This window comes from Silicimonas lutimaris (assembly GCF_047314965.1).
Lineage (GTDB): Bacteria > Pseudomonadota > Alphaproteobacteria > Rhodobacterales > Rhodobacteraceae > JAVJUV01.
This window is the reverse complement of record NZ_JBLBVK010000057.1, coordinates 210,895-237,844: the sequence shown is the minus strand read 5'-3', so window position 1 is coordinate 237,844 and position 26,950 is coordinate 210,895. Positions and strand designations below refer to the sequence as shown.

Annotated in this window: 23 protein-coding genes and 1 riboswitch; of the genes, 10 read left to right on the top strand and 13 right to left on the bottom strand. The window is 61.0% G+C overall.

Annotated features, from left to right (window positions below):
• Positions 1-93: 93 nt before the first annotated feature.
• From ACKLNI_RS19630 to ccoN, 8 genes are all read right to left on the bottom strand, one after another.
• Complete coding sequence (locus ACKLNI_RS19630; protein WP_413720795.1) at positions 94-1,326, bottom strand: carbohydrate ABC transporter permease; 1,233 nt, start codon at positions 1,324-1,326, stop codon at positions 94-96.
• A gap of 58 nt (positions 1,327-1,384) precedes the next feature.
• Positions 1,385-2,740: an ABC transporter substrate-binding protein gene (locus ACKLNI_RS19625; protein WP_413720794.1), complete on the bottom strand. Its 1,356-nt coding sequence runs from the start codon at positions 2,738-2,740 to the stop codon at positions 1,385-1,387.
• 20 nt (positions 2,741-2,760) lie between these two features.
• A complete protein-coding gene (locus ACKLNI_RS19620) occupies positions 2,761-3,876 on the bottom strand; it encodes a LacI family DNA-binding transcriptional regulator (RefSeq protein WP_413720793.1) in 1,116 nt (371 codons plus the stop codon).
• Positions 3,877-3,952: 76 nt separating this feature from the next.
• On the bottom strand, positions 3,953-4,291 hold the full coding sequence (locus ACKLNI_RS19615) for a hypothetical protein (protein WP_413720792.1): 339 nt from the start codon (positions 4,289-4,291) through the stop codon (positions 3,953-3,955).
• Positions 4,292-4,446: 155 nt separating this feature from the next.
• Positions 4,447-5,328 (bottom strand): cytochrome-c oxidase, cbb3-type subunit III, encoded by an 882-nt coding sequence (gene ccoP, locus ACKLNI_RS19610; RefSeq protein ID WP_413720791.1) that lies wholly within the window; start codon positions 5,326-5,328, stop codon positions 4,447-4,449.
• Positions 5,325-5,513 (bottom strand): cbb3-type cytochrome c oxidase subunit 3, encoded by a 189-nt coding sequence (locus ACKLNI_RS19605; protein WP_413720790.1) that lies wholly within the window; start codon positions 5,511-5,513, stop codon positions 5,325-5,327. Before ACKLNI_RS19605 ends, ccoP begins: the two co-directional genes overlap by 4 nt.
• 8 nt (positions 5,514-5,521) lie before the next feature.
• The gene (ccoO, locus tag ACKLNI_RS19600; RefSeq protein ID WP_413720789.1) at positions 5,522-6,247 is read right to left on the bottom strand and encodes a cytochrome-c oxidase, cbb3-type subunit II; all 726 of its coding nucleotides are present in this window, start codon (positions 6,245-6,247) and stop codon (positions 5,522-5,524) included.
• A gap of 12 nt (positions 6,248-6,259) precedes the next feature.
• Positions 6,260-7,861 carry a cytochrome-c oxidase, cbb3-type subunit I gene (gene ccoN, locus ACKLNI_RS19595; protein WP_413720788.1) on the bottom strand — a complete coding sequence of 534 codons (1,602 nt, stop codon included), beginning with the start codon at positions 7,859-7,861 and terminating at the stop codon, positions 6,260-6,262.
• A gap of 179 nt (positions 7,862-8,040) precedes the next feature.
• Between ccoN and ACKLNI_RS19590 the strand changes: the two genes are divergently transcribed.
• Positions 8,041-8,880: a universal stress protein gene (locus ACKLNI_RS19590; protein ID WP_413720787.1), complete on the top strand. Its 840-nt coding sequence runs from the start codon at positions 8,041-8,043 to the stop codon at positions 8,878-8,880.
• Between the two features lie 19 nt (positions 8,881-8,899).
• Here the strand turns inward: ACKLNI_RS19590 and ACKLNI_RS19585 are convergent, their stop codons facing one another.
• On the bottom strand, positions 8,900-9,592 hold the full coding sequence (locus ACKLNI_RS19585; RefSeq protein WP_413720786.1) for an SIMPL domain-containing protein: 693 nt from the start codon (positions 9,590-9,592) through the stop codon (positions 8,900-8,902).
• 179 nt (positions 9,593-9,771) lie between these two features.
• Between ACKLNI_RS19585 and ACKLNI_RS19580 the strand changes: the two genes are divergently transcribed.
• The 3 genes from ACKLNI_RS19580 (at position 9,772) to ACKLNI_RS19570 (ending at position 14,344) form a co-directional block, all read left to right on the top strand.
• Complete coding sequence (locus ACKLNI_RS19580; protein ID WP_413720785.1) at positions 9,772-11,931, top strand: hypothetical protein; 2,160 nt, start codon at positions 9,772-9,774, stop codon at positions 11,929-11,931.
• Positions 11,932-12,117: 186 nt separating this feature from the next.
• Positions 12,118-12,288 carry a hypothetical protein gene (locus ACKLNI_RS19575; protein WP_413720784.1) on the top strand — a complete coding sequence of 57 codons (171 nt, stop codon included), beginning with the start codon at positions 12,118-12,120 and terminating at the stop codon, positions 12,286-12,288.
• A gap of 49 nt (positions 12,289-12,337) precedes the next feature.
• Positions 12,338-14,344: a monovalent cation:proton antiporter-2 (CPA2) family protein gene (locus tag ACKLNI_RS19570; RefSeq protein ID WP_413720783.1), complete on the top strand. Its 2,007-nt coding sequence runs from the start codon at positions 12,338-12,340 to the stop codon at positions 14,342-14,344.
• Positions 14,345-14,360: 16 nt separating this feature from the next.
• On the opposite strand, the gene ACKLNI_RS19565 is transcribed toward ACKLNI_RS19570, so the two are convergent.
• Genes ACKLNI_RS19565 through ACKLNI_RS19550 form a run of 4 tightly spaced genes read right to left on the bottom strand, consistent with a single transcriptional unit; the run spans position 14,361 to position 18,260 of the window.
• Positions 14,361-15,266 (bottom strand): metal ABC transporter permease, encoded by a 906-nt coding sequence (locus ACKLNI_RS19565; RefSeq protein ID WP_413720782.1) that lies wholly within the window; start codon positions 15,264-15,266, stop codon positions 14,361-14,363.
• A complete protein-coding gene (locus ACKLNI_RS19560; protein WP_413720781.1) occupies positions 15,263-16,468 on the bottom strand; it encodes a metal ABC transporter permease in 1,206 nt (401 codons plus the stop codon). The genes ACKLNI_RS19565 and ACKLNI_RS19560 overlap by 4 nt, the downstream gene beginning before the upstream one ends.
• Before the next feature lie 6 nt (positions 16,469-16,474).
• Positions 16,475-17,284, bottom strand: coding sequence for a metal ABC transporter ATP-binding protein (locus ACKLNI_RS19555; protein ID WP_413720780.1), 810 nt, complete (start codon positions 17,282-17,284; stop codon positions 16,475-16,477).
• Between the two features lies 1 nt (position 17,285).
• Positions 17,286-18,260, bottom strand: coding sequence for a metal ABC transporter solute-binding protein, Zn/Mn family (locus tag ACKLNI_RS19550; protein ID WP_413720779.1), 975 nt, complete (start codon positions 18,258-18,260; stop codon positions 17,286-17,288).
• Between the two features lie 303 nt (positions 18,261-18,563).
• A riboswitch (cobalamin riboswitch) is annotated at positions 18,564-18,765 on the top strand.
• A 105-nt stretch (positions 18,766-18,870) separates the two neighbouring features.
• Here ACKLNI_RS19550 and ACKLNI_RS19545 point away from each other — a divergent pair.
• The 6 genes from ACKLNI_RS19545 (at position 18,871) to ACKLNI_RS19520 (ending at position 26,908) form a co-directional block, all read left to right on the top strand.
• Positions 18,871-19,899, top strand: coding sequence for a FecCD family ABC transporter permease (locus ACKLNI_RS19545; protein ID WP_413720807.1), 1,029 nt, complete (start codon positions 18,871-18,873; stop codon positions 19,897-19,899).
• Positions 19,896-20,657 carry an ABC transporter ATP-binding protein gene (locus ACKLNI_RS19540; RefSeq protein ID WP_413720778.1) on the top strand — a complete coding sequence of 254 codons (762 nt, stop codon included), beginning with the start codon at positions 19,896-19,898 and terminating at the stop codon, positions 20,655-20,657. The genes ACKLNI_RS19545 and ACKLNI_RS19540 overlap by 4 nt, the downstream gene beginning before the upstream one ends.
• A gap of 623 nt (positions 20,658-21,280) precedes the next feature.
• Positions 21,281-21,583, top strand: a complete 303-nt coding sequence (locus ACKLNI_RS19535; protein WP_413720777.1) for an energy transducer TonB family protein — start codon at positions 21,281-21,283, stop codon at positions 21,581-21,583.
• A 148-nt stretch (positions 21,584-21,731) separates the two neighbouring features.
• On the top strand, positions 21,732-23,018 hold the full coding sequence (locus tag ACKLNI_RS19530; protein ID WP_413720776.1) for a multicopper oxidase family protein: 1,287 nt from the start codon (positions 21,732-21,734) through the stop codon (positions 23,016-23,018).
• Positions 23,019-23,079: 61 nt separating this feature from the next.
• Positions 23,080-25,554 (top strand): heavy metal translocating P-type ATPase, encoded by a 2,475-nt coding sequence (locus ACKLNI_RS19525; RefSeq protein ID WP_413720775.1) that lies wholly within the window; start codon positions 23,080-23,082, stop codon positions 25,552-25,554.
• A 40-nt stretch (positions 25,555-25,594) separates the two neighbouring features.
• On the top strand, positions 25,595-26,908 hold the full coding sequence (locus tag ACKLNI_RS19520) for a mechanosensitive ion channel family protein (RefSeq protein WP_413720774.1): 1,314 nt from the start codon (positions 25,595-25,597) through the stop codon (positions 26,906-26,908).
• Positions 26,909-26,950 lie beyond the last annotated feature (42 nt).

Sequence of the window (26,950 nt, the reverse complement as noted above, 5' to 3'; positions counted from 1 at the left end):
CCCCCCGGTCGCCGCCAGAGGCGGCGACACCCTGCCATGAGGTTTGCCATGCGTTTTGCCGACACTGCGCCGACGTTTCGCCGAAAGCGGTTCTCACAACCCTTCCTCCCGGCTCACGTATTTGAAGAAGAATATCGAAAACAGGATCAGGCAGCAGAAGATCACCACCGCCACGGCCGCCCCCGCCCCGATATTCGACACCGCGAAGGCCTGTTCATAGACGTTGACCGTCAGCGTCCGAGTCCCGGCGTTGCCCCCGGTCAGAAGGAAGATGTCGTCAAACTTGTTGAACGTCCAGATAAAGCGCAGAAGGAACAGAACGCTCAGGATTCCAAGAAGTTGCGGCAGGCTCAGATACCAGAATTTCTGGAAGGGCGACGCCCCGTCCATATCGGCGGCCTCGTACATATCGGTGTCGATCGACTGCATCCGCGCCAGGATGAACAGGAAGGACAGAGGGAAATAGCGCCAGATCTCGAAGACCGTGACCATGATCAGCGCCAGCGGCCGCTCGCCGAAGAAGTTGATCGAGCCCTCCGTCACGCCCATCTGCTTCAACAGCGCATTCGCCGACCCTGAAAAGGGGTCGAACAGGATGATCCAAGCAAACGCCACCGCGATCACCGGCGCCACATAAGGGAACAAGTACAATCCCCTGAGAATGCCCTGCCCCCGGAATTCCTTGTTCAGAAGCATCGCGGCGAACAAGCCGAACACCAGCGCGCCCACGGTGCCGAAAACGGTGTAGAAGACCGTCACGCCCAGGACACCCCAGAATTCGCGCCCATCGAAAATCCGGGCGAAATTCTCCAGCGAGAATTCGAAGTTTGTGAGAATGTTCCTGCCCTTGCCGGTTACCGCCGGTTCACTGGCCTCCGCGGCGGCCTCGGCCGCCTCCTTGTCACCCGCAACTGCAACGAAGATCTCGACCTCGCCTCGCCCGCCGCCCTCAAGGTCGCCAAGGTCACAGCTGAACGCCTGACCGGCGAAGACACATCGTTCGTCAGCGCGCGCGACCGTTACACCTTCGGGCAGAACGTCCGCCAGAGATACGCCCGACAAGGCCTCGTCCCGAGACGAGTTCCTGATCCGGTATTCAAGCCGCAGGTTCTCATCCGACCCGCGCAGCGCCTCCCGCACCACCGGTGCAGGCGGACGCAGATCGGCCAGGCCGATCGGTTTGAAACTGATCCAGAAAATCGCCAGCAACGGCAGAAGCACAACCGCCGACACGATGGCGATCGTGGGCATCAGAAGCCCCCAGGCCAGACGCGCCTCGCGTCGGGCAAGCGGGCCCGTTCCCGTCGGTGGAACAGCGGACGTCATGGGACGAACTCCGGTAGGGTTTCGGGGCGGCGCAGAAACGCCACCCCATAGGCCAAGCTTACTCGATACCGGCCAGTTCTTCGTTCATTTTCGCAACAGCGGCCGTCGCTTCGATGTTCCCGTCGATATACTCGCGGACGACGCGGTTGATGGCCTGGCTGTTGATGATCTTGGACGCAAGTGCCAGTTGCCCTTCCGATACGCCCCAACGCTGAGCCACATCCAGACCGCCAACGATCTCGTCGATCATCGCGGCATCGTACAGGGCCGAAAGCGGAGCCTTGCGGTCCACGCCGACATCCAGTTTCGACCACGCTTCCACGAACGCGGTCGGGTTGTCGGCATTGCCACGGCGCACGGGGAACTTGCCCTCGGGCGCGATCGACAGGGTCGAAGTATAACCCTCGTCCATCGAGAACTGGACGAACTGCTGTGCCTCGTCGATGTCGGCGTCAGCCGTGATCCCGAAGTAGCGGATATCACCCCATGCCGCGCCATCAGGGTTCGAGGGTCCTGCGAAATTGGTGACGATACCCGTCTTGGAGGCCAACTCGGACGAGGTCGGATCGTCATTGATTGTGGGCGGCGCACTATCGCGCAGGCCGGCCAGTTCGTCCAGGATGAACGGCGACCAGATGATCATCGCGGCATCTCCCGCGAAATAAAGGCTCCGGGACTGATCCCAGTAAAGCTCGCCATCCGGCGATGCGTCGGCCAGCGTTTTGTAGAACTCCAGCACCTCGATCGTCTTTGCCTCGTCGAAACCGGTGAAACCATCCGGGCCTACCGGCGTCGCGCCGTTAGCCAGGAACACATGCTCCAGCACCTGGCTCATGAAGTTCTCGTCCACCTTGGTGGCGGCCACGAATCCGAACAGCTCCGGCGGGTTGTGCAGTTTTTCGATCGCCGCTGTCACAGCGGCATAGGTCGTTGGCGCCGCCAGACCGTTCGCTTCGAACAGATCCTTGCGATACACGATCATCTGCGTCCAGCCATCGACCGGCACACTTGCATAGCCATCCTCGACCGCCGCCATCGACAGAGCGCCCGGCGCAAACGTATCGGTCCCAAGCGACTCGATAACCTCGGTCGCGGCTTCGGCGTCCAGAATGCCGGCTTCGACCCATGGAAGCGCGTACTGGAGCGTGTGGTAGATAACGTCGGGCAGGTCGCCCGCAGCAAAGGCGGCAGTCGCCCGCGTGCCAAGATCGCTCTCGGTCACGGGAATGACTTCCACATTAATGCCGGTCTTCTCTTTGAAGGCCGCAGCCATTTCTTCCTGCTTGGCAAGGCGCTCGGGTTGCTCCTCGGTCGTCCAGAAACGGATGTCGGCCGAGGCGGAAACAGCCGTGAGGGCAAGCCCGACAGATGCTGTGGTCAGCAAACGGGCCATAGTTTTGGATGTCAGTTTCATCGTGGTCCTCCCATTGGATTTCAGTTCGGTCTTTCCGCTCCAGCGGCCTGGACCCGCCGCGCGATTTCGTCGGAAGAAAGAAGAGGTGGCCCGTCCGAGCCTCCGATCTGCAACGTGGCGTGCGCGGTCTCCCGCAAGGTCTCCGGAGCTTCGCCCCGGACGCGCCTGATCAGCAGTTCCGCAAGCCGCGATCCGGCGTTCCGGCTGTCCACGCTGAAAGTCGTCAGCGGGGGCCGCACCCATGCGCCTTCGGGAATGCCGTCATACGAAATGATCGACACGTCGCGGCCGATCTCCAGTCCGAGGCTCTCTGTCGCATGGTAGGCACCCAAAGCAGCAGCATCGACCGCGAATACGATTGCGGTAGGCGGCACCTCCAGCGAGAGCAAGCTCCGGGTCGCCTCCGCTCCGGCCTCGAGTGTCATCGCACCGGACAGCATCAAATCAGGAGCCACCGTCAGACCGGCTTCCGCCATGCCCCGACGAAACCCTTCGGCGCGCAGACCGCTGAAATTGTACTCTAGACCGCCATTCACGAAACCGATCCGGGAATGCCCGTGGGATGCCAGCCGAACAACCGCCTCGCGCATGGCCTCCTCGCCAAGAATGTCGAACCACGCGCAGCCCTCGGGATCGGCGACGCGGCCATAGAGGACGAAGGGAACGTCAAGTGCGCGCAGCAGTTTCATCCGCGCATCATGCGTCCACGTCCGGGGAAGAATGAAACCATCAGCCTTGCGCTCATCGACGAGGCGTTCGAGCGTCGCCAGCATTTCCATATCTCCCGCCGAGGTCGCGACGGTCAGGGTCCAGGACTCGGCGCTTGCGGCACTGGTCACACCGGCAAGGAAATCGGAAAGAAACGGACGCTGCGCTCCCGGAATATCGGTTTGAAGAACCAGCCCAAGCGCGCGCGACCTACCGGTCCGGATGGCCTGCGCCTGCGCCAGGGGCCTGTAGCCCATGACCTCGGCCTTGCGACGCACACGTTGCCGGGTCGCATCGGAGATATCCGGGTATCCGTTCATGGCCCGAGAAACGGTTCCCTTGGTCAGCCCAAGGGCATCCGCCACGTCGGCTATCGTGACGCGAGTACGCCGCTCGGAAGCGCGCTCATCTGCGGAAATGCGGCTCAAGATGTTCCTCCCGATTCGAAGACTGTTTTCCGAAACCGGTTTCGGCAAGAGAAAATCTAGCCCCCTCCTGCCAGGCTCAAAGTCCCTTCAGCCGTTCATATTCAGAAAGCGCATCCCACCATCCGAAATACCTGGACTCGGGCGGAGTCATCCCCTGCTCATCCGGCGCGCCATCCGCCCACCAGACCGGACCACTTTCGCCAAGCCGGGTCTTCGCGGCCACGACGGCGCTCTTCGCTTCCCGCCGGGCGCCGTCATCTTGCGCGGCTCGCAAGGCAATCCTTGCACGCATCAGGGCCTTGATCGCGGCACGTCTCTCGACGTCGGAAAGCGATGGATCCGTCTTTCGCCATAAACGCCCGCGCGCGACGAAGTAGCGGCCATCAGGAGTCTCGGGGCGATCCTTCCTGCCCATATCGTGCCTCCTAAGGTCGTGTTGGAGTGAGACTACAACAAAAAGAAGCGGCGGCACCTTTCGGTACCGCCGCCCCGGTGAACACAGTCCGATCCAAACGCGCGAACAGAGATCAGGACTGTGCCCTCTCCAGGTCTCCTCCCTCGGAGCCTGAACTATTCGCCACCGCCCAACTGGTGGACATAGGCAGCGACCGCATTGATCTCGGCCTGGCTCAGACCGCTACCGACGCGATACTCTTCGCTCCATGCCGGCATGACACCGAAACGGGCGTTGAGAACCGTCTCGGTCAGCGTTTCCTCGGAACCGCCATACAGCCAGATTGCGTCCGTCAGGTTGGGCGCGCCCAGACTGCGGTCGCCTGCGCCGTTATCGCCATGGCACGACGCGCAGTTGTCGAGAAACAGGGTCTCCCCGGCACTCGCCAACGTCGCGTCATGCTCCTGTCCAGAGATATTGCGGACATAGGCGACGACCTGAGCGACTTCTTCTTCGGTGAAGATTTCACCGAATGCAGGCATCTCCGACCAGCGCGTATCCGGAGACTGTTCGTTCCGGATGCCGTGGGTGACGGTATAGGCGATCTCGTCGATCGTACCGCCCCACAACCACGCGTCGTCCAGCAGGTTCGGGTAACCCGAGGCCTGGACCCCGGCGGCTCCCGCACCATGGCACTGCGAACAGTTGGCGCGGAAAATCGCCGCACCGGCGTTCACGGCGAAGCCGTGCAGCGCATTGTCGCCCGCAAGGGACGCCAGTTCGACATTCGCCAACGCTTCCATGTTCGAGGCATTGGCCGCGTCGACTGCAGCGATGTCCTCGGCCACGTTGGCACGCGTCGAAAAGCCCAGCACGCCCTCGGTCGCACCGTTGACCAGCGGCCATGCAGGATAGGCGATCGTGTAGATCACGCCCCATATAATCGTGACATAGAAGGTCCAGAGCCACCACCGCGGCAGGGGATTGTTGTACTCTTCGAGACCGTCCCAGCTGTGACCGGTCGTCTCGACTTCATGTTTGCCGGATTCTTGACTCATGACTTTGCCTCCTCGCCCGCGACTGCCGGGCGGTCTTCATGGCGGAAAGGGATGTTCGACGTATCGCGATGCACCTTGGAACTGCCGGGCCGGAAGGCCCAGACAACTGTTCCGAGGAAAAAGATCACCAGGGCCAGAAGCACCCAGCTGTCAGCGATCTCGCGCAGGATGGAATAGGTATCCATGACGCCCCCTACCTGCTTTCCGCGGCTTCGAAGGTCGAGAAATCGACCAACGTGCCGAGCATCTGCATGTAGGCAATCAGTGCATCCATTTCGGAAATGCCCTCTTCGCCGTCGAAGTTGCGCACCTGCGCGCCGGGATAGCGCTCAAGCAGCCCGTCGATATCACCGAAAGGATCGACCTGAACGGAGAAGTCCGCCTTGGCCATTTCGATCATTTCATCGGTGTACGGGACACCGACCATGCGATGCGTGGCCATGAGCTCGCCGATATATTCCCCATCTACGGGTGTCCGCTTCAGGAAGGCATATTTCGGCATGACGCTTTCCGGCACCACCGACTGCGGGTTGGTGAAGTGGTCGACATGCCACTCGTCCGAGTACCGCCCGCCGACACGCGCCAGGTCGGGACCCGTGCGCTTCGAACCCCACTGGAAGGGGTGATCGTACATCGACTCGGCCGCCAGGCTATAGTGTCCGTAACGCTCCACCTCGTCCCGCATGGGCCGGATCATCTGGGAGTGGCAGACATAACAGCCCTCCCGGATGTAGATCTCCCGCCCGGTGAGCTCGAGGGGTGAATAGGGACGAACCCCTTCCACTTCCTCGATGGTGTTCTCCAGGTAGAAGAGCGGCGCGATTTCCACGATACCACCAACCGTCACCACCGCGAACGAGGCGACCAGCAGAAGCGTGGCGTTCTTTTCCAGAACCTTGTGTTTTTCAAGAATTGCCATCTGTTGGTCTCCTTATTCGGCCGGGATGGCGGCGTTGTCGACTTGCGTCTGGGGCGCGCCCCTGACCGTCATCCACAGGTTCCAGACCATGATGATTGCACCGGTGAGGTAGAGAACCCCGCCCAGGGCGCGCACAACGTACATCGGGAACTTTGCGGCAACCGTGTCGGCAAAGCTGTTGACCAGGAAGCCATTGGCGTCGACTTCACGCCACATCAGGCCTTCCATGATACCGGTGACCCACATCGATGCCGCGTAGAGCACGATGCCGATCGTCGCCAGCCAGAAGTGCCAGTTGACCGCGCTGAGGCTGTAGAGCCTCTCGCGCTGCCACAGACGGGGCACCAGGAAGTAGAGTGCACCGAAGGTGATCATGCCGTTCCAGCCAAGCGCGCCGGAGTGAACGTGACCGATGGTCCAGTCAGTGTAGTGCGACAGGCTGTTGACCGCGCGGATCGACATCATCGGGCCTTCGAAGGTCGACATGCCGTAGAAGCCGATCGAGATCACCATCATCCGGATGACCGGGTCGGTGCGCAGCTTGTCCCATGCGCCGGACAGCGTCATCAGACCGTTGATCATGCCGCCCCAGGAAGGCATCCAGAGGATGACCGAGAACACCATGCCTAGTGTCGATGCCCAGTCAGGCAGCGCCGTGTAGTGAAGGTGGTGCGGACCCGCCCAGATATACAGGAAGATCAGCGCCCAGAAGTGGATAATCGACAGCTTGTAGCTGTAGACCGGCCTTTCGGCCTGCTTGGGCACGAAGTAGTACATCATGCCAAGGAAGCCGGCGGTCAGGAAGAAGCCCACCGCGTTGTGGCCGTACCACCACTGCGTCATGGCGTCCTGCACACCTGCGAAGACCTGAACCGAACGCGATCCCCAGATCGACACCGGAATGCTCAGGTTGTTCACCACGTGCAGCATCGCGACGGTGACAATGAAGCTGAGCAGGAACCAGTTCGCCACGTAGATGTGCGGCTCTTTCCGCTTGATGACCGTGCCAAGGAAGACGGCCAGGAAGGCGACCCAGACAATCGTCAGCCAGAGGTCCACGTACCATTCGGGTTCGGCATATTCCTTCGACTGCGTCGCACCCAGCAGGTAGCCGGTCGCGGCCAGCACGATGAACAGCTGGTAGCCCCAGAAAACGAACCAGGCCAGGTTGCCGCCCCAAAGCCGCGCGGCGCTGGTGCGCTGCACGATGTAGAACGACGACATCAGCAGTGCGTTGCCGCCAAACGCGAAAATCACCGCGCTTGTATGCAGCGGCCGTAAACGCCCGAAATTGGCAAAGGGCTGAGCCCATTCAAGGTTCAATGCGGGGAAGGCGAGCTGAAAGGCAATGACAACCCCGACAAGAAACCCGACAACGCCCCAGAACGATGTCGCGATTACGCCTGCGCGAACGACATCGTCCATGTAACTGGATTCATCGATCACGGCTTTCGGTTCGTCAGTGCGTCTCAGCACCCAAAGGAACAAACCGCCCGATACGAGCAGAATGATGATTGCATGCACCTGGTATGCGAGATCACGGCCCCAGTTCGCGGCAAGTGCAGCGAACAGGGCGATGAACCCCAACACGACCAGCTTTAGGTAATTGGACATTTTTCCGGTCCCTCGTTTTGCCGGCTTGTTAGACTCCGGCCATCTTTGGACCTTCTGCCGCCCGGACCACTCCCCTGCCTTGATCCATGTCAACAGCTTGGAAACCCGAATTTGACATGGCGCAAAGACACAAAAAACACCCCGGGAAAGAGTTTGGGCAGTAAGGGAGTTGATCAGCCATGTCGTACAAGACCATCGCGACCGTTTTTCGTTCCGAACACATCGATTCCGACCATCTGAACGTGGCAGTGGACATCACGTCACAGATGGATGGCCACCTTGATGTGCTCGCGCTGGGTACGGACAGAATCCAGCCGGGAGCCTACTACGCGGGCGCAGCCGCAATCGCAGTGCGCAATGCAATGGAAGAAGCCGTAGAAGAAGCCCGCAGCGCCGAAGAGGCGGCGGAGAGAATCCTTGGTCCCTCGGGAATCAAGTTCGAAGTGACCCGTGCAGTTGCACAGATCGGGGGTATTCCGCAGATCGTCGGACGCCGCCTTGGCCTGTCCGACCTCGTCGTCCTGCCAAAGCCATACGGCGAAGACCGGAACTCCGAAGATGTTGCAATCCTTGAGGCCGCCCTCTTTGCAACCCGGGTTCCTGTGCTCGTGCTTCCGGCGGGCACCAAGAGCTTCAAGATGCCGTCCCGTATCGTGATCGCCTGGAATCAGAGCGACGAAGCGATGCAGGCCATTCGATCGGCGATGCCGCTTCTGACAGCCGCGGACAGCGTCGACATTGCCATCATCGCGCCGCCCGAGCACGACCCGGACCGCTCGGATCCCGGAGGCCTGCTTGCCGCCATGCTTTCACGCCATGGCGTACGCGCCGAGATCTCGATCATCGCCAAGACTTTGCCACGTGTGTCCGACGTGCTGTGCAGACATGTTCGCGACCGCAGCGCCGACTTGGTCGTCATGGGTGCCTACGGTCATTCGCGCTTCCTGGAGGAAATCCTTGGCGGCGCCACCCGTAACATGCTGGCGGAAAGCCATGTGCCGGTGATCATGGCCCACTGACACAATAAGGCTGGGCGGCTCAACCGCCCAGCGCAAACACCGCGCGGACGGTCACCTCGATGTCCATGTGTCCGGCGGCGACGGGAACAGCGGAGCGATCAGCCATTGCGGCCTCGAACATCGGTCCAGGACCGATTTGCTGGGTTCCTTCGGCGATCGAAATGACGCCTCCCAGTTCGGCGCCAGCCGCCCCGGCAAGTATGTCTGCCTTTCGGCGCGCGTCCTCCACAGCCTTTCGTCGCGCTTCATCTTCCAGTCTTTCCGGATTCGCGATGCTGAACGACAGGCCTCCCATCACATTGACGCCCTCGTCCACGACAGCGTCCAGCAACGGACCAACCCTTTCGAGGTCGCGAACCTTGACCTGCAGGGAATTCGAAGCCACGTAGCCCGTAATTCGAGGCGACCCGCCATTCTGATCGTGCTGCCAGCGCGGATCGATTCCGATCCTCGTTGTCTGCACATCCTCCGGTGCGATTCCTGCCTCGGTGATGCGCGCCAGAATCCCGTCCATCGCCTCAGACGCGGCCAGCATCGCAGCCCGCGCATCCCGCGCCTCGCGCTGGACGCCAAAATGAACAAGCCCCATGTCGGGCACGGCCGAAACCCGCCCGATGCCTTCGACCGCAACATGCCGCATCTGGTCCTGCGCCCGCGACGCATTCGCGCTCAAGAGCAGAGAAACGGCTAGTGTCGCGAGGAATCGTAACATCGCTGTCACCCCATGTTTTCACGAACATAGCTTACCCCGTCGACCGGGAATTGTGCAGCCGGAATCGGGACAAGGCAATTTCCTGCGAACCGGGAATTTTTGACACCTCTTTGCGTGACGGCCCGAAAGACCCATGCTATCTCTCTGCCATGAATTCGCGTTGGGGTTTTGATCTGGATATGAGTGCCGTGCGGCTGATGCGCCGCGATGGCGGTCATTGGCACGAGGTCGCGCGCGAAAACATCGACGGGCCGGACATCGAAGAGCGTCTCATGTCCATGGTCGCACTCGTCGAGAACGGCGCCGATGTGCAGTTGTTTCTGCCTCGAGAGCAAATTCTCTATACCGACGTCAAGATAAGCTCCGAGAAAGCCGCGCGGCGCGAGATCGAGGCCGCGATGGACGGTCGCACGCCATACGCTCTCAATGAACTTGAAATCGATTGGATCTTGTCCGGCCCCGGCACCGCCCGCGTTGCAGCCATTGCCGTGGAAACACTCGACGAAGCCGCGGCCTTTGCGGAAGCGAGGGGATTGGGCGTTGCCGGCTTCTCTTCGCTTGCAGATGCCGAGGACTTCCCGCGGTTGCCGGTATTTGGCGGTGAAGACCGATGGCCGGACGAGGAAGATGAACCGGCCGAGGCCGCACCGTCTGTAACCTTCGCCTCTGTCCGTGAACCCCGACAGTCCGAAATCCTAACCCTGTCGAACTCGGCCACAGCATCAGACGGGCCAGTCGTCAGGGTCGACGACCCGACGCCGGTGATGCAGGTTCAGTCAAGTTCGCTGCCGCCGCTAAATCCGGGAGCACCTCTTCGACAGGCACCTTCGGCTCCAAGGGTCAGGACCGATATAGCGGCCGGCACGCTGTCCGGCGCTGCGGCTTCTTTGACTCCGGCGGGCCCCTCGATCAAGGTAAGATCGGCACATTCCAAGTCACGCCACACGGCAATCGTCTTTGTCGTGGCGGCTGTTCTGACCATAGGTATCGCCGCCATCGTTTGGTCAATCCTTCCGATGACACCCGGCCGGACAACTGAAACCCCCGCGGAAGAGACAGAAACCGGACTGGCGACAGAGATCGATCAGACCACCGACGTCCTGGCAGAAGCCCCCCCGGTGCCCGATCTGCCCAAGCCCACGATCACTCTCGCCATTCCAGACCTCGAGGCCGCGCCAGCCGCTGACCCTCAACCGACGGCGAACTCCACCGAAGACGTGGCCATTGCACGCACCGAGAGCAGAAGCCTCCTTTCTGCCCTGCCGGATACAGCCCTGCCGTCGCAGACACTGGCGGCATTGGAACGGCGACCGAACACTCTTGCGAACCTGCTGACGGATGCGCCCATCCAGGGACTGGACGGGGCGGAAGATTCCGCTGAATCGACTCTTGAGATTTACCTGGCATCCGTTGAGAGACGCGATCTCGCATTCGATGCCATCGCCCTTCCCGACGCTTCGAGCTTGAGTAAGTCCGCTCTGCCGCAGACAGGACCCGCCCCCGACCCGTTCAGCGAAACGGTGGCGCTGGCATCGGCCGATCCGACGCAACCGATCGAGGAAGAATCAGCAGCCATTGGCACAGCGCCGGACGCTGTCGCAATCGCCGCCCCTGTCACTCCCGATCCGGAAGCGCAGACCGACGTTACAATAGATGGCGTCGAGGCAACCGACGCACCCGCAACGCTGCGGCCAACGGCTTTGGCAGCGGCGCTCCCCGATCGGCAACCCCGACCCCGGCCTGCGAAATTCGTACAAGAGATCGAGCGGCAGACCTTCGGCGGCCGTACGCGGGCCGAACTTGCAGAGCTTCTTCCGCCGCCCAGACCAAGTTCAGCGCAAGTAGTCGCACGCCAGGAACAGCCTTCGAACGCGGCCAGCGAGCTTGCAGTCGCGACATCCCTAGCCCCCCGCAACCGTCCCCGCGATTTCGACGCCATCGTTGCTGCCGCCCAGGTTCAGGCCAAGGCCGAAGAGATGACGGCCAGCGTCGACTTCGACACCCCTGACACGTCGGCCGCAATCGAGGCCGCGCTCGCCGAGGATGCCGAGCCGGAGCCGCGACCACAGGATTCGCCTCGCCTTGCGATTCCCTCCACCGCCTCCGTCGCCCGCCAGGCAACCGTCGAAAACGCGATCCCCCTCAACAAGATCAACCTCGTTGGCGTTTATGGTCTTCCTTCGGACCGGCGAGCGCTCGTCCGGCTGCCGTCCGGGCGCTACGTGAAGGTGAAGGTAGGCGATCGTGTCGACGGCGGCACCGTCGCTCAGATCAACGATAGCGAACTGATTTATCGCAAAGGCAGCCGCACCGTCGCACTCTCGATGCCCAAGGGCTGATCAAGCGGCGGCGATGCCTCCGCATGGACCCTTGACGATTTCTCCAGCCGCGATCGACCTGAACGAACCCCTGACTGAGAACGCGCCGTTCCTGCCTGAAACCTGGCGCAGAAATCCGGCCGGTCGGCGCTATACGCGGCGTCTCGGCACAGATCGCGGAAATGCACTCCGAAATGGAGCAAATGCATGATCAGCGTTCTGGAGCACAGGATCATTGCGACAAGCGCGTGGACATTCACAGGCGAGGCCGATTATTCTTCAAACGTGTATTGCGACGATCTCATTGCGCTGAACACGCTGATCCGACACGTCATGCTGCGGCGTCCCGCCGTTGCCCGGCACGAAGCCGGATCGTGATGGACCGGCCAGAAGCTGACGCCCAGCTACCGATCTGACGAAAGGAACGATGGAAGGTTTTCTGCTCGATGCCCTGGTTTATCTGGCCGCCGCGGTTGTCGCGGTTCCGTTGGCCGTGCGCTTCGGCATGGGGTCGGTTCTTGGTTACCTCATCGCCGGGATCGTCATCGGCCCGATTCTCGGCCTCCTGACCGACACGGAGGACCTGCAGCATTTCGCGGAATTCGGCGTCGTGCTGATGCTTTTCCTTATCGGGCTCGAATTGTCCCCACGCCAACTCTGGGACATGCGGCACAAACTGTTTGGACTGGGTGGCCTTCAGGTGGTTCTGACCACCGGTCTGATCTCGGTGATCTGCATCTACCTCTTCGGTTATGCATGGCAGACCTCGGTGGCGCTCGGGATGATCTTCTCGCTGTCATCGACCGCCATCGTCCTGCAAACACTGACTGAAAAGCACCTCATGCAAACCAACGGTGGGCGGTCGTCCTTCTCGGTGCTTCTGACGCAGGATATCGCCGTCATCCCGATGCTGGCGATCCTCCCCCTGCTCGCCTTGCCCGGCACGATGTCATTCGGCGCGGACGGCTCGATCCGACGCCCCGGCGTGGACACGGCACACGACGACGGCGGCCACGGAACCGGCATCGCGCTTTCCTTCATCGAGGATCTCCCGGCGTGGGGGGTTACTCTCGTCACCCTGGGCGCGGTGGCTTTCATAGTACTTATGGGAATATTCGCGACACGGCCCTTGTTCCGCTTTGTCCATATGGCGCGCCTGCGAGAACTCTATACAGCCTTTGCGTTGCTCCTCGTACTGGGCATTGCCTCTCTGATGATACTCGTTGGCCTCTCTCCGGCACTTGGCACCTTTCTTGCCGGCGTCGTGCTCGCCAACACCGAGTTTCGGCATCAGCTGGAAAGCGATATCGCGCCCTTCAAAGGGCTCTTGCTGGGCCTGTTCTTCATCACGGTAGGAGCAGGCATCAACTTCAGCGTGCTGTTCCGCGACCCTCTTCAGGTCGTTCTGATGACGCTTCTTCTGTTCCTCGTGAAGGGCATCGTGCTTTTTGCTCTGGCGCTGATTTTCCGGATCCGCGGTCGTAACAAATGGTTGTTCACCCTCGGCCTCGCCCAGGCCGGTGAATTCGGTTTCGTACTGCTCTCTTTCGCGTCGCAGCAGAATGTCCTCGGTCCGGCACTGACGGAACGGGCGCTTTTGATCGTGGCTCTGTCGATGTTGCTGACACCACTCTTCTTCATCGCATACGAGCGCTTCCTGCACCGCAGGTCCTCCGAAAGCGGAGAAACGCCGGAAGCTGACGAAATCGACGAACGGCAGGCCATCATCATCGCCGGGATTGGCCGCTTCGGACAGGTGGTCAACCGGCTGTTGCTGCTCGCCGGCTTCAGAGCGGTGGTTCTCGACAACAATCTCGAGGCGGTCGAAACGATGCGACGTTTCGGCATCAAGGGTTTCTTCGGTGATCCGACACGCCCGGAACTCCTGCACGCGGCCGGCCTCGAGGAGGCGCGCGTGCTTGTCGTTGCGCTTGATGATCGCCGCGCGGCCAATCAGCTTGTGCGCTACGCGCGCTCGCAACGGCCCGACCTGCATATCGTCGCGCGGGCCCACGACCGCGTCCACGTGTTCGAGCTATACCGCGCCGGCGCCAACGATATCGTGCGGGAGTTGTTCGACAGCTCGCTGCGCGCGGGCCGCTATGTGCTGGAGAACATGGGACTCACCGACATCGAAGCGGCGAAGATCGAACACTTCTTCTATCGCAAGGACAGGGAATCCCTGCGGGAGCTCGCGGGGCTTTGGAACCCGGACATCCCCGTCAGCGAAAACAGCGCCTATATCACGCGATCACGCGAGCTGAACGCGGAGCTGGAAACAGCGCTTGTCGAACATCTCGGGGATGCGGATATCGATGTCGGCCAGACGTTCAACCCGGACGATCCGGAACCCACGCCCCTACTCCCGGAAGAAGAGATCATTCCGTCCGCCGCCTCGGACGAGGTTTCGTCAGAGAAGCGGGAGGTCGGCTGACCGAAATCGCCTGCTCTCAAACGCGCGACGGCCCCGTGAGGGCCGCAAGGCCCAGAATCAGGCCCGAAACGGTTGCGATCATGCCTGCGGCACTGACCGCGTCCGTGCCGCCAAGCCAAAGCGGTCCGTAGCCCGCGAGAACGAACCCCAGCACCGCTGAAACAAGCGCGAAGACCACCGACCATGCGACCTGAACGCCCAACCTGTTCGTCATCAGCCGGGCGGCCGCCGGGGGACAGATGAACATCGCGATCACGATGATCGATCCGACGGCATCGAAGGCGGCAACGGCAGCCATTGCAGAGACGATCACCAGACCCAAACCGATGGCCCGCACCGGCAATCCCAATGTTGCGGCGAAACCCTCGTCGAAGGTCGATATCGCAAGAGGACGCCAGAACGCTGCCAGCAGTGCTCCTAACAGCAACGTCACGACGAGGATGCGGAAAAGCTCCGGCGGCAACGCCGCCAGCGCCACCGGGTCGGTCAGGCTTTCCCAACCGGTCGCCTCCAGCCAGATCAGGCTTTCGAGGTTTCCGTATAGCGCGTGCTCTACGTCAAGGTGGACGCCCGAGGTGTCGGTCTGTTCCAGCAGCAGGACACCAGCGGCAAAAAGCGTGGTAAAGGTCACTCCCATCGCGGCACCGGGTTCGATCCGCCCAAAGCGGCGGATGCCCTCGATCATCGCAACGGCCAGAAGGGCCGCACCCGCCGCGCCCGCCAGCATCGCCCATGTGGTGATCGCGCCAGTCAAAAGGAAGGCAACCACGATCCCGGGCAGAACGACATGGCTGATCGCATCCCCGATCAGCGCCTGCCGCCGCAGCACCAGGAAGTTTCCCGGCAGTGCACAGGCGACCGCCGCAAGGCAGCCGATCAGCAACGGCGTCAGGCTCAGGGGAACGAACTCCTCACCAGTCACGCGCCCGCCTCCCGTAAACCGCCGATCCTCGCGTCGATCCCCGCGATCTGGTCGGCCGTCAGCACATCCTCGATCCGGGTCAGCCCATCGTATCGTGCCGCCGCCAGTTCGAATTCCGGTGTCGCTCGCGCCACATCCCACCGGCGCTCATCCATCAGGGCACGCGCTGCACGTGCCGCCCCCGCCTCGGTCGCCACACCATCCGCACGCACCAGTCCCTGCCGCTCCAACAGGCGCAGCGTCAGAGGCTCATAGATCGGCTGGCCTTGCGCCAGAGCAAGCAAACCCTGCCGCACATGGACACCGGCCTGAAATCTCCTGTGCCGCAGCAAGGCCGAGACCAGCCCCCGCGACGGAGCAAGCGCGAAAGACGCCGCGAACAGGGCAAAAGCCGTCAGCACGATGATCGGCCCGGTGGGCAACGCCGGCGCGCTGGCCGAGACCGCTGCCCCGACCCAACCGGAAATGGCCCCGAAACCTCCGGCCAGCAGCACCACCCTCTCCGACCGGTTGCTCCAGAAACGCGCGGTTACCGGTGGTATGATCAGGAGCGCGACGATCAGGATAAGGCCCACGACCTTCAGCCCAACGACCGTCACGGCCATCACAAGCCCCATCATCGCCAGATCGATGCGGTTCAGCCGAACCCCTGTGGCCGAAGCGAAGCCGGGATCGAAGGCGACCATCATCATGGGACGACGCAAGATCAGAACAAGCCCGATCACAAAGACGCCGCCCGCCGCGATAAGAACCGCATCCGAGAACAGCATCCCGGCCGTGGCCCCAAGCAGGAATCCCTCCAACCCCGCCTGTCCGCCAGTGGTCATTGTCTGGATCACGGTCAGAATGACGATTCCGAACCCGAAGAACACAGACAACACCGCACCGATGGCGGCATCCTCGGACAGCCGCGTGTGCGATGCCAGCCACTGAACCGTCAGCAACCCCAGCACCGCGGTCACGGCCGATCCTGCCAAAAGCCCTGGCAGCCAGCGTCCATCCATCCCAAGGAATGCCATGCATATGAACGCCAGGCCGACGCCCGGCAGTGTCGCATGCGCAATCGCGTCGCTGACAAGTGCACGTTTCCGCAGGTAAAGGAACGTCCCCGTGACACCCGCTGCGGCGCCCAAAAGCATCGCACCCAAGGTCACGAGCGTGGCGTTGTAGCCAAGCTGAAAGGTCAGCGCATCCGCAAGCATGGGGTGTCAGCCCGCCTCGGCAAGGCGATCAATTTGTGCCGTCGCCAGTCGCCCGCCATAAGCTGCCTCCAGAGCCTCTGTGGTAAAGGCCTCCGCTACCGGACCTTCCGCAATCTTCCGGACGTTCAGCATCAGAACCTCGTCGAAATACTCTCTGACCGTCGAAAGATCGTGATGAACGGCGACAACCGTGCGCCCCTCGGCCTTCAGAGCTTTCAGAACATCGATAATCGCGCGCTCGGTCGCCGCATCGACACCGGCAAAAGGCTCATCCAGCAAATAGAGGTCTGCATCCTGAGCCAAGGCGCGCGCGAGGAAGACCCTCTGCTGCTGGCCTCCGGATAGTTGCCCGATCTGTCGGTCGGCGAAATCTTCCATTCCGACACGGACCAGACAGTCATGAATGCGCGCCCGGTGTGTGCCGCGGAACCGGCCCAACAAGCCCAGTTGCCGGTACAGCCCCATTGCAACGACGTCCGACACACGGGTCGGAAAATCCCAGTCCACGCTGGCGCGCTGCGGAACATAGGCGATCCGGTGACGCATCTCGGAAAGCGGTGCGCCGAATACCGTCGTCAATCCCGACAGCGGTGCAACCAGACCAAGCGCCGCCTTCAGCAAGGTCGATTTGCCGGCTCCGTTCGGACCGATAATTGCAGTCATGGCGCCGGGACGGAACGTTGCATCCACCGAGAAGACGGCGGGTTTCTGGTCGTAGGACACGGTCAGCCCCCGGATCGCCAGAGGGCTCCGGCGCAGTTCGGCGACACGCGCCGCCTCGGCCTCGGGACCTGTGAGATGGAGTTCCGGAACCATGTCAGCTTCCCGCGCTCAGCTTGCCGGTCATCCCGCGCTCGGGCGCTTCGCCACCAAGCGCTGTGGCGATGACAGTCGCATTGTGATCGATCATGCCGACATAGGTGCCTTCGTAGGTTCCCGGACTACCCATGGCATCCGAATACAGTTCACCGCCGATACGAACTTCGTGTCCCTCGGCAGCGGCGCCTTCGATCAAAGCACGGATCGAGCGGTCGGATACCGAGCTTTCAACGAACACGGCCGCAATGCCGCGATCTACAAGCAGGTTCACCAATTCGGTGATCCGGTTAAGTCCGGCCTCACTTTCCGTCGAAATACCCTGAATACCGATCACTTCGTAACCATAGGCCCGACCGAAATAGTTGAAGGCATCGTGAGCGGTCAGAAGTACGCGGCGCTCTTCCGGGACAGAGCCAAGTACGTCGTTCGCATAGGATGCCAACACATCCAGCTCTGCTGTATAGGCCTCAGCATTGGCTGTGAAAGCCGCAGCGTCATGGGGTGCGGTCTCCGACATCGCGTCACGGATCGCAAATGCCACCTCTCGCCACAAAGCCGGGTCCATCCAGACATGGGGATCGAAACGGTCCGCATAGTCATCATGCGCGATGCGCTGCTCGGCAGGGATGGTCTCTGCCACGGCGCGAACCGGCACGAGACCCGAAAGGTCACCCAGAACCTCTTCCATCTGGGCTTCCAGGTACAATCCGTTCCAAAGGATCAGGTCCGCCCGGCGCATCGCAAGGATATCGGTCCGGGTCTGCCGGTATGCATGCGGGTCCACCCCCGGCCCCATCAGCGCCTTGACCTCCACCAGTTCGCCACCGATCGCGCGGGCAGTGTCCGCGATCATGCCGGTCGTTGCCACGATCGACAGTCTGCCTTCAGCGGCAATAGCGGCCCTTGGAGCGAAGGCCGCACCCAATGCGGCAGCTCCAATCGACCTGAGGACACTCCGTCGAGACGCGATCATTTTCTCCACCTTTAATGAGAATAATTCTCAATCTCACCTAAAGATGCGATTTATTCGCAGTAAGTCAAGAGATCGGCAACCTCCAAAGCAAACCACGAGACGAATCCGCCTGCGGCGCGCACCAGACACTTGCCATACGTTTTGCCGACGTTTGGCATACACCTTGCCGACCCGATTTCCATTGGCATTTCAGATGCCTGCGCTTTAGGGGCTCTGAGGACTCACAAAAGTCGGGCTTTGCAGCAACATCCCGTTAACTCTGGAGCGAACGCGCACGACACTTGACTCGGCACACGCCTGGTTCCATCACGGTTCTGCTTCGGTTCCGTTCCCCATGAACGGATAAAAGGGAACGCGGTCAGGGTCATTCCCAATTCCGCGACTGCCCCCGCAACTGTAGGCGGTGAGCAAGGCCGACTGACGCCACTGGGGCTCCAGAACCCCGGGAAGGCCGGCCAAGCCAGGACCCGCGAGTCAGGAGACCTGCCGAGGCGCTCACCCAGTCCGGGGCGCGGGGCGCGCGTACGGGCTACGGACATTCCGGTGTGGTGACTTGAAATTCACCGTTCGGAATCAGGACCTTCCGAACACACACGCGAGAGTGACCGGGATGGCGATGGCCGGCACCGAGAATAATCGGATTGCAACCGGGAGGCCCCCGGTCCTTTACCCCGTTCTGATCAGTCTTTGCTGTATCGGCTTTATTGCGTCGCTTATCACCGGACCTGCCGAGATTTCCCCTCTGGATGCGCTTTCGTCGCTATTCAGTGACACCGACGGGCCCGAGAGCGACATAATGCGCAACATCCGCCTGCCCCGCGCCGTTCTGGGCGCAATGGTCGGCGCCAGCCTCGGCCTCACGGGTGCCGCGATGCAGGGACTCCTTCGCAACCCTCTTGCCGAACCAGGACTGATCGGCGTCTCCTCCTTTGCGGCCCTTGGGGCGGTCATCTCCCTCCAAACCGGCCTCGCCGCCAGCTTCGCTCTCGCACTGCCGCTTGCCGCCTTGGCCGGAGCAGGCCTGTCCGTGGCGCTCCTGGTGCTGCTTGCTGGGCCGCGTGGCTCTTCGTTGACGCTCATCCTTGCCGGCATCGCAATCAGCGCGCTCGGCGGAGCACTGACGACACTGGTGCTGAACCTCTCTCCAAACCCATTCGCTGCCAGCGAGATCGTCTTCTGGATGATGGGATCACTGTCCGATCGGTCTTGGACCCATGTCTGGCTGGCACTGCCTCTTATGGCCGCCGGCTGGGTGGCACTCATGGCGAGCGGTAGGGGCCTCGATGCCCTGACCCTTGGCGAAGACGCTGCCACGGCACTCGGCATCCGTATGTCCCACCTGCGGACCCTGGTTGTCGCTGGGACAGCAGCGGCAATCGGAGCGGCAACGGCCGTGACTGGTGCTGTAGGTTTCGTTGGTTTGGTGGTGCCGCATGTTCTCAGACCATTCGTGGGCGGCGCACCGGGGCGACTTTTGCCTGCGTCAGCCCTTGGAGGTACGGCCATGGTCTTGCTGGCAGACGCCGCCGTCGAGACGATTCTTCCGGACCGGAACCTCAAGCTTGGCGTACTTACCGCCCTTGTGGGTGCACCCGTGTTCCTGCACCTCGTTTTCCGCACCCGGAGGGCAGGTCTGTGAACGGAATAAGGATCGAAAACCTGTCGGTGCGCCGCGGTCAGACTGCAGTTCTGGAGCAGATAACACTGGCTTTAGAACCGGGAGAACTGGTTGGCCTTATCGGACCAAACGGTGCCGGAAAGACAACTCTCATGCGTGCGGCGCTAGGCCTATTGCCTTTTGAAGGCCGCTCGTCACTCGCATTGCTTCCCGAGCGCGACAGGGCACGAATGGCGGCATGGCTTCCGCAGGAGCGTGATATCGCTTGGCCAGTTGATGTCGAAACGCTCGTTGCGCTGGGGCGGACACCTTATCTGGCAGCTGGACGAAAACTATCCGAAACAGACCGCTCGGCCATTGCACGGGCCATATCGAAAATGGGCCTCCAGGGTTTGGCCCGGAGACAGGCAAACGAGCTTTCGGGTGGTGAAAGAGCACGGGCTTTGATCGCCCGGGTTCTCGCGCAAGAAACACCCGTTGTGTTTGCCGACGAACCGATCGCAGGCCTCGACCCGGCCCATCAAATCGCCGCAATGAAGGTGTTCCAGTCTCTGGCCGCTGAATCTAAGACCGTGGCTGTCTCATTGCACGATCTGGGACTTGCATCGCGCTACTGTGACAGACTGGTTCTTTTGGACCGCGGGCGTGTCGTGGCGGATGGATCACCGGACAAAGTGCTGACCGACATGCGCATGCGTTCTGTTTTTTCCGTCGGGGGCCATTGGGCCGACACGCCGAACGGGCCGGTCTTTCACCCCGTGGAAGCGGTGGAACCATGAGCGGGCGAGGCGATCTCTTCTTTGCTTTTTGTGCCGCAGCCGCGGTTCACGCCGGTATCCTCGCGGTTGGCCCAGGTCAAAGCGGCGGTGGCGCTGGGGATGACGGGAGAAACAGGATAAGCGTCGCTGCCGCATCGCCATCCGTGGCCGCCGTTGTCCGGTCGTGGGACACTTCACCGTCGACCTACGAAGCGCAGGTGCTTTCCAGCCCGAACCCGGCCGTGGAAGACTATTCGGGTATTTCGCGCGAAATACCGCCCAAGCGGGTCACACAACCCGAAACAATGCCGCCCGCCCTCGATGCGCGTGACACCCCTGTCGTCGCTTGGACTGCTCCAACCGGCCTGCAAATCCCGGACCCAGCAACCTCTCTGCCAAATGAGCCGTCACTCGAAACCGATACTGCCAGCATACCAGCACCTCCTCTAGAGAGCGCGCCGGTCGCGGACGCCTTACCTGCAATCGGCAAGTCTCGGCCCGCGTCTGACGATGCGCCGAGAATTGCGGAGCGACCCTCCCCTAGACCCACCGCGTCCGACTCTGAAGCCGTAGCACGCAGGACCGCGGCAGGAACAGGTGGCGCGGGAAGCCGTGGCTCTTCGATACCGGCATCGCTTCCGAAGATGTCCGAGGCTGAGCGACAAGCGGCGACATCGGCTTGGGCCGCTGTAATCCAGAGAAGGATCGCGCATCATCACGTCTATCCCCGTGGAACACGAGACGAGGGCCGGGTTCGTGTGGCCATGGTCGTGCTTCCGAACGGCAAGCTCGCAGAAGTATCCGTCGCACGGTCGTCTGGAAGCCCTGCCCTCGACAAGGCGGCGGTCCTCGCTGTTCGGCGCGCCGCGCCCTTCCCACCGGCTCCGAAATCCCTTACCGATCAGTGGTACGACATCGGCCAATGGATCGCGTTCGAGAGGCGCTGAAGCTCTCGCGTTCTTGACCCGAAGGCTCTCCGGCACACATCCCTACCAGCTATCCAGGGAGTTCTCTATGAAAAGACGGTCTTTCCTGTCCGGCTCCGCGGCCCTGTCCCTTTTGCCAGCGCCTGTTTTGGCGTCACAACCCAGAAACATGTCTGCGCGTGCCTCGTCGGTGCGGATCGCGCCATCGGATTATCCTGAAACCAATGTCTGGTCTTTCGATGGCATCACACCGGGACCGGAATTGCGCATCTCTCAGGGTTCCCGACTGTACTTGAGATTGTTCAATGAACTGGACGTGGCAACGAGCGTGCACTGGCATGGGATACGGATTGATAATGCGATGGATGGGGTTCCTGGCGTAACCCAACCGCCGATCGGGCCGGGCGAAAGCTTTGACTATTCTTTTGTTTGCCCCGACGCTGGAACTTACTGGTACCATTCACACCTTCAATCCGTCGAGCAGGTCGAACGAGGACTTTATGGGCCGTTGATTGTCGAAGAACCGGAACCGATCGACGTAGATGCCGAGCACGTGCTGGTTCTGGACGACTGGCGGCTTGATCCGGAAGCGCAGGTCATGGGCGGTTTCGACAACGGGCATGACCTGAGCCACGGCGGACGACTGGGCAATGTCGTCACGACAAATGGCGCGATGGAACTCGTTCTGGCTGCCCGGAAAGGTGACCGACTGCGCCTGCGACTGATCAATGCAGCGAACGCGCGCATCTTCACTCTGGGACTGGCCGGCATGCGCGGCTGGATCATGGCAACCGACGGCATGCCAATTGCAGATCCGCGCGCCATAGAAGGCCCCTTCCTGTTGGCGCCGGCTCAGCGGTTGGATTTGATCGTCGACATCGAAGCCGGAGACTCCGAAGAAGCCGTATTGCTGGACATCGTCGGCGAGGAGCGGTTTGCGCAAGTATCATTCGAGGTGTCCGGCGCCGGCAAGACTAGAAATGCGCCTCCCAGCCCACTGCCTCTCAATCCGCACTCTGCAATCCCCGATGCATCTTCCGCCCAAGAAGTGACGGTACTCATTCAGGGCGGAGCCATGCGCTGGCTGGCAGAAGCTGAAAGCATGACGGGGAGGAAAACGGGACGCGAACTGGCAAGCGAGGGCTTGTTCTGGGCGTTAAATGGGTACGCAGGTCGGCCCGAAGAGCCTCTTGCGAAAATCGGTAAAAACGAGCCGGTTCGTATCAGGTTCGTGAATGAAACCATGTGGCCTCATGCCATGCACCTGCACGGGCACCATTTCTACGAAATCGATGACACCGGCCGGCCCGGGGATTTCCGGGACACAACATTAATCCAGCCAGGTCAATCGAAGGCGGTTCTCTTTGCGGCGCACAATCCAGGCGACTGGCTATTGCATTGCCACATGCTCGGCCACCATGCCGCCGGAATGGGAACCTGGTTAAAAGTTAGTTAGGGCCTTGACCTTCCAGTTACTGGAAGGACTATCTCTTGCCCATCAAGGCTGGAGATCGAAAATGACCGCTACATTCCGCGCTGAAATTGAGGGCATGAGTTGCGCGTCGTGCGTCAGGAGAGTCGAGACCGCGTTGCAGGCACTACCTGGTGTCGTGGCCGCTCGGGCAAACCTCGCGACGAATACGGTCGAGGCCGACTATGATGGAGAGGTCAAGCCTGCCCAGTTGATGGCAGCTCTGGATAGCGCAGGGTATCCCGCCATAACGGAGAAGCATAGGTTCTCGGTTGAGGGGCTATCGTGCGCTTCTTGTGTCCGCAGGCTCGAAACGGCACTGGCCGAAGTCCCCGGAGTGGCCGAAGTTAGCGTGAACCTAGCCGACCAGACGGCACGCATCACGACTGCAGGGCGCATCGACCTAGCGGCGCTGCGCTCTACAGCCGAAAAAGCAGGCTACCCGATCGCTCCTATGGACAGCGATGCACCCTCGCAATCGGACAGGCAGGCGGAAGAAGCCAATGACTTGCGCCGCGCGACCTGGATTGCCGGAGCGCTTGTTTTGCCTGTTTTCCTCGTCGAAATGGGTGGCCACGTCATCCCGGGAATGCATGCTCTTGTCGAACAGACAATAGGACATCACACAGCGCGTGTTCTTTCATTCTTCCTCGTCGGCGCGGCACTCGTGGGTCCAGGACGACGGTTTTACACAAAGGGCTTTCCATCACTGCTCAGAGGTGCGCCGGACATGAATGCTCTGGTCGCTCTGGGCACCTTCGCGGCATTCGCATATTCCACTATTGCAACCTTCGCACCAGGTATCCTCCCGGCGGGCACCCGCAACGTGTACTTTGAAGCTGCCGGAGTGATCGTGGTGCTGATCCTTCTTGGCCGTTTTCTCGAAGCAAGAGCAAAGGGACGAACCGGGGCCGCTATCCGCGCGCTTGTCGGCCTGCGCCCGGAAACAGCGTGGGTCGTAACGGACGGCCATGTTGAGGAACGCCCGATCGCTAGCCTTTCGGTAGGAGATCTTGTGCGGGTGAAGCCCGGCGAGCGCATCGCTACCGATGGCGTGGTTACCGAGGGCACGAGTTACGTCGACGAGGCGATGATAACTGGCGAACCGGTTCCTGTCGCGAAGGCCCCCGACGCGAAAGTTACCGGAGGGACCGTGAATGGAACAGGCACTTTCACCTTTCGTGTGACAGGGATAGGCGCGGATACCGTTCTGGCGCGTATCGTTCAAATGGTTGAGGACGCACAGGGCGCCAAACTGCCAATTCAAAGCCTCGTCGATCGCATCACGAGTGTCTTTGTCCCGGCAGTTCTCGCGGTTGCGGCGGTTACCGTTGGAACTTGGCTGGTTTTGGGGGGCATGGGTGTTTTGGGGTTGGCGCTGGTGGCCGCAGTATCGGTGCTGATCATCGCCTGCCCCTGTGCGATGGGATTGGCGACGCCCACCTCAATCATGGTTGGTGTCGGCAGGGCTGCTTCACTTGGAATTCTGTTCCGAAAAGGCGATGCACTGCAATCGCTGAGCGAAGTCCAAGTGGTCGCTTTCGACAAGACAGGCACGCTGACAGAAGGACGACCAGAAGTCACCGAAGTAATCACGGTACAAGGTTGGGAACGGACACCTCTGTTGAGACTGGCCGCAGGCGCCGAAGCGAATTCTGAGCATCCGATTGCGCGCGCGATCCTGAGGGCGTCCGAGACCGTACCTGCCGCGCAAGAATTCAACAGCGTGACCGGGGAGGGGATCAGTGCCACCGTCGAAGGCCGCAAGGTTTCGGTTGGAACTGCGCGACTGATGCGCCGGAACGGGATCGATACCGCTGAATTGACGACAGAGTCAGAACGTCTCGCGGCAGAAGGTAAGACGGCGTTCTATGTGGGTGTCGATGGCCAGGTGGCCGGAGTCATCGCAGTCTCGGATCCAATCAAGCCAGGAGCGATAGAAACAATTTCCGACCTTCACGCACTCGGGCTCCGCGTCGCCATGATCACGGGTGATGCAAGATCGACAGGCGAAGCGATCGCAAAAAGGCTCGGGATAGATACAGTCATCGCCGAGGCCTTACCTGAGACCAAGGTTCAAACGATCAAATCACTGACGTCTCAAGGTGCAGTCGCGTTTGTCGGAGATGGGATCAATGATGCGCCTGCCCTGGCGGCAGCTGACGTTGGAATTGCAATCGGAACAGGAACCGATGTGGCGATCGAAACTGCTGACGTCGTCCTGATGTCGGGCGACGCCGAAGGCGTTGTCCGCGCGATCAAGCTGTCGCGCGCCACAATGCGAAACATTCGCCAGAACCTTGGTTGGGCCTTCGGTTACAACGTCCTTCTTATTCCAGTAGCGGCCGGGATCCTGTTCCCGATGTGGGGCATTCTTCTGTCGCCGATGCTTGCAGCCGGAGCTATGGCATTTTCCAGCGTCGCCGTAGTGACCAATGCCTTGCGTTTGCGAAATTTCGGCAGCGAAAGGACTGCAGGGCAGAGACCACCAGAAGGCATGGGTCAACCAGCGCGGGCATGAACCGCTTGCGACTTTCCTTAGCGAAAGCCATGCTTCGAGAATGAACGCTGAACTGGCTTCCCTGGCTGAACAGTTGTTAAGCCTTTGGACACGCGCCTTGTCGGAGGCGCGTCTAATGCTGCTTCCGTCCCGCCTATACCAGATAGGTATCCTTTTCCTTTGCATCTTTCTGGCATGGGCCCTGAACCGGTGGATCAACCCGAGAATTCGCGAATGGATGCATGGGCTGGAAGGTAAGCCAAAATGGCAGCTTCGGACCCTGATCCTACTGCACCGGCGCCTGGGGCTCATGATATTCACTTTGTTGATCTGGATTGCCGCCTGGTTGATGGCAGAGATCACTCCCTTTATTTCGCGCAGGTTCTTGCTGGAGTTGGTCGGTACGATCGCGCTGGCAGTTTTGTTGGTCGGATTTGCCGCACGACTTGTCCGCAATCAGCTGCTACGGCGGATCGTGACATGGTCGCTTTGGATATACGTCACGCTCTACTACATCGGCCTCGCTGATGAACTCACACGATTCCTGGACGCGCTGGCCATCGACATCGGCGAATTCCATCTCTCGCTATTGCGCATTCTTCAGGCGCTAATCGTCATCGGAACTCTTTTTACGTTGGCGCGGCTGGTCACGCATTCGGCGGCAACCCGAATACAAAATAACGAGAATATCTCGCCGTCCATGCAGGTTCTGACCGTCAAGTTCCTGCAAGTCTTACTGTTCGGAGCGGCATTCTTCATTGGGCTGAAAGTGGTTGGAGTAGATCTGACTGGTCTCGCAGTCTTGTCCGGTGCGATCGGTGTCGGCCTAGGTTTTGGCCTGCAAAAGGTCGTGTCCAATCTGGTCTCGGGCGTGATCATACTTCTCGACAAATCTATCAAGCCGGGAGACGTGATCTCCATCGGAGACACTTTCGGGTGGATCAACTCACTCGGCGCCCGCTACGTCTCGATCACCACTCGTGACGGCAAGGAGTACCTTATTCCGAACGAGGACCTGATCACGGGGCAGGTGGTCAACTGGTCTCATTCCGACGACTTCGTCAGGCTCGACATCCATTTCGGCACATCTTACGGCGATGATCCGCATCTCGTCCGCAGGCTTGCGATCGAAGCCGCCACCCGCGTCGACCGTGTTCTTGCAACCCGTCCGCCAGTTTGTCACATCACAGGCTTCGGAGACAGCTCGGTGGACTACATCCTGCGCTTCTGGATCACCGACCCGTCCGGAGGACTGACCAACATCCGCGGTAACGTTTATCTGGCTCTTTGGGATGCGTTTCAGGAAAACGGAGTCTCGATCCCTTTCCCGCAGCGCGAGGTACGAATGCTTGGGCCACAGATCGCGGCACCGTAATTTACAGGCTGAACCCCTGTTGCCCATTTGCGAAGCACGCTA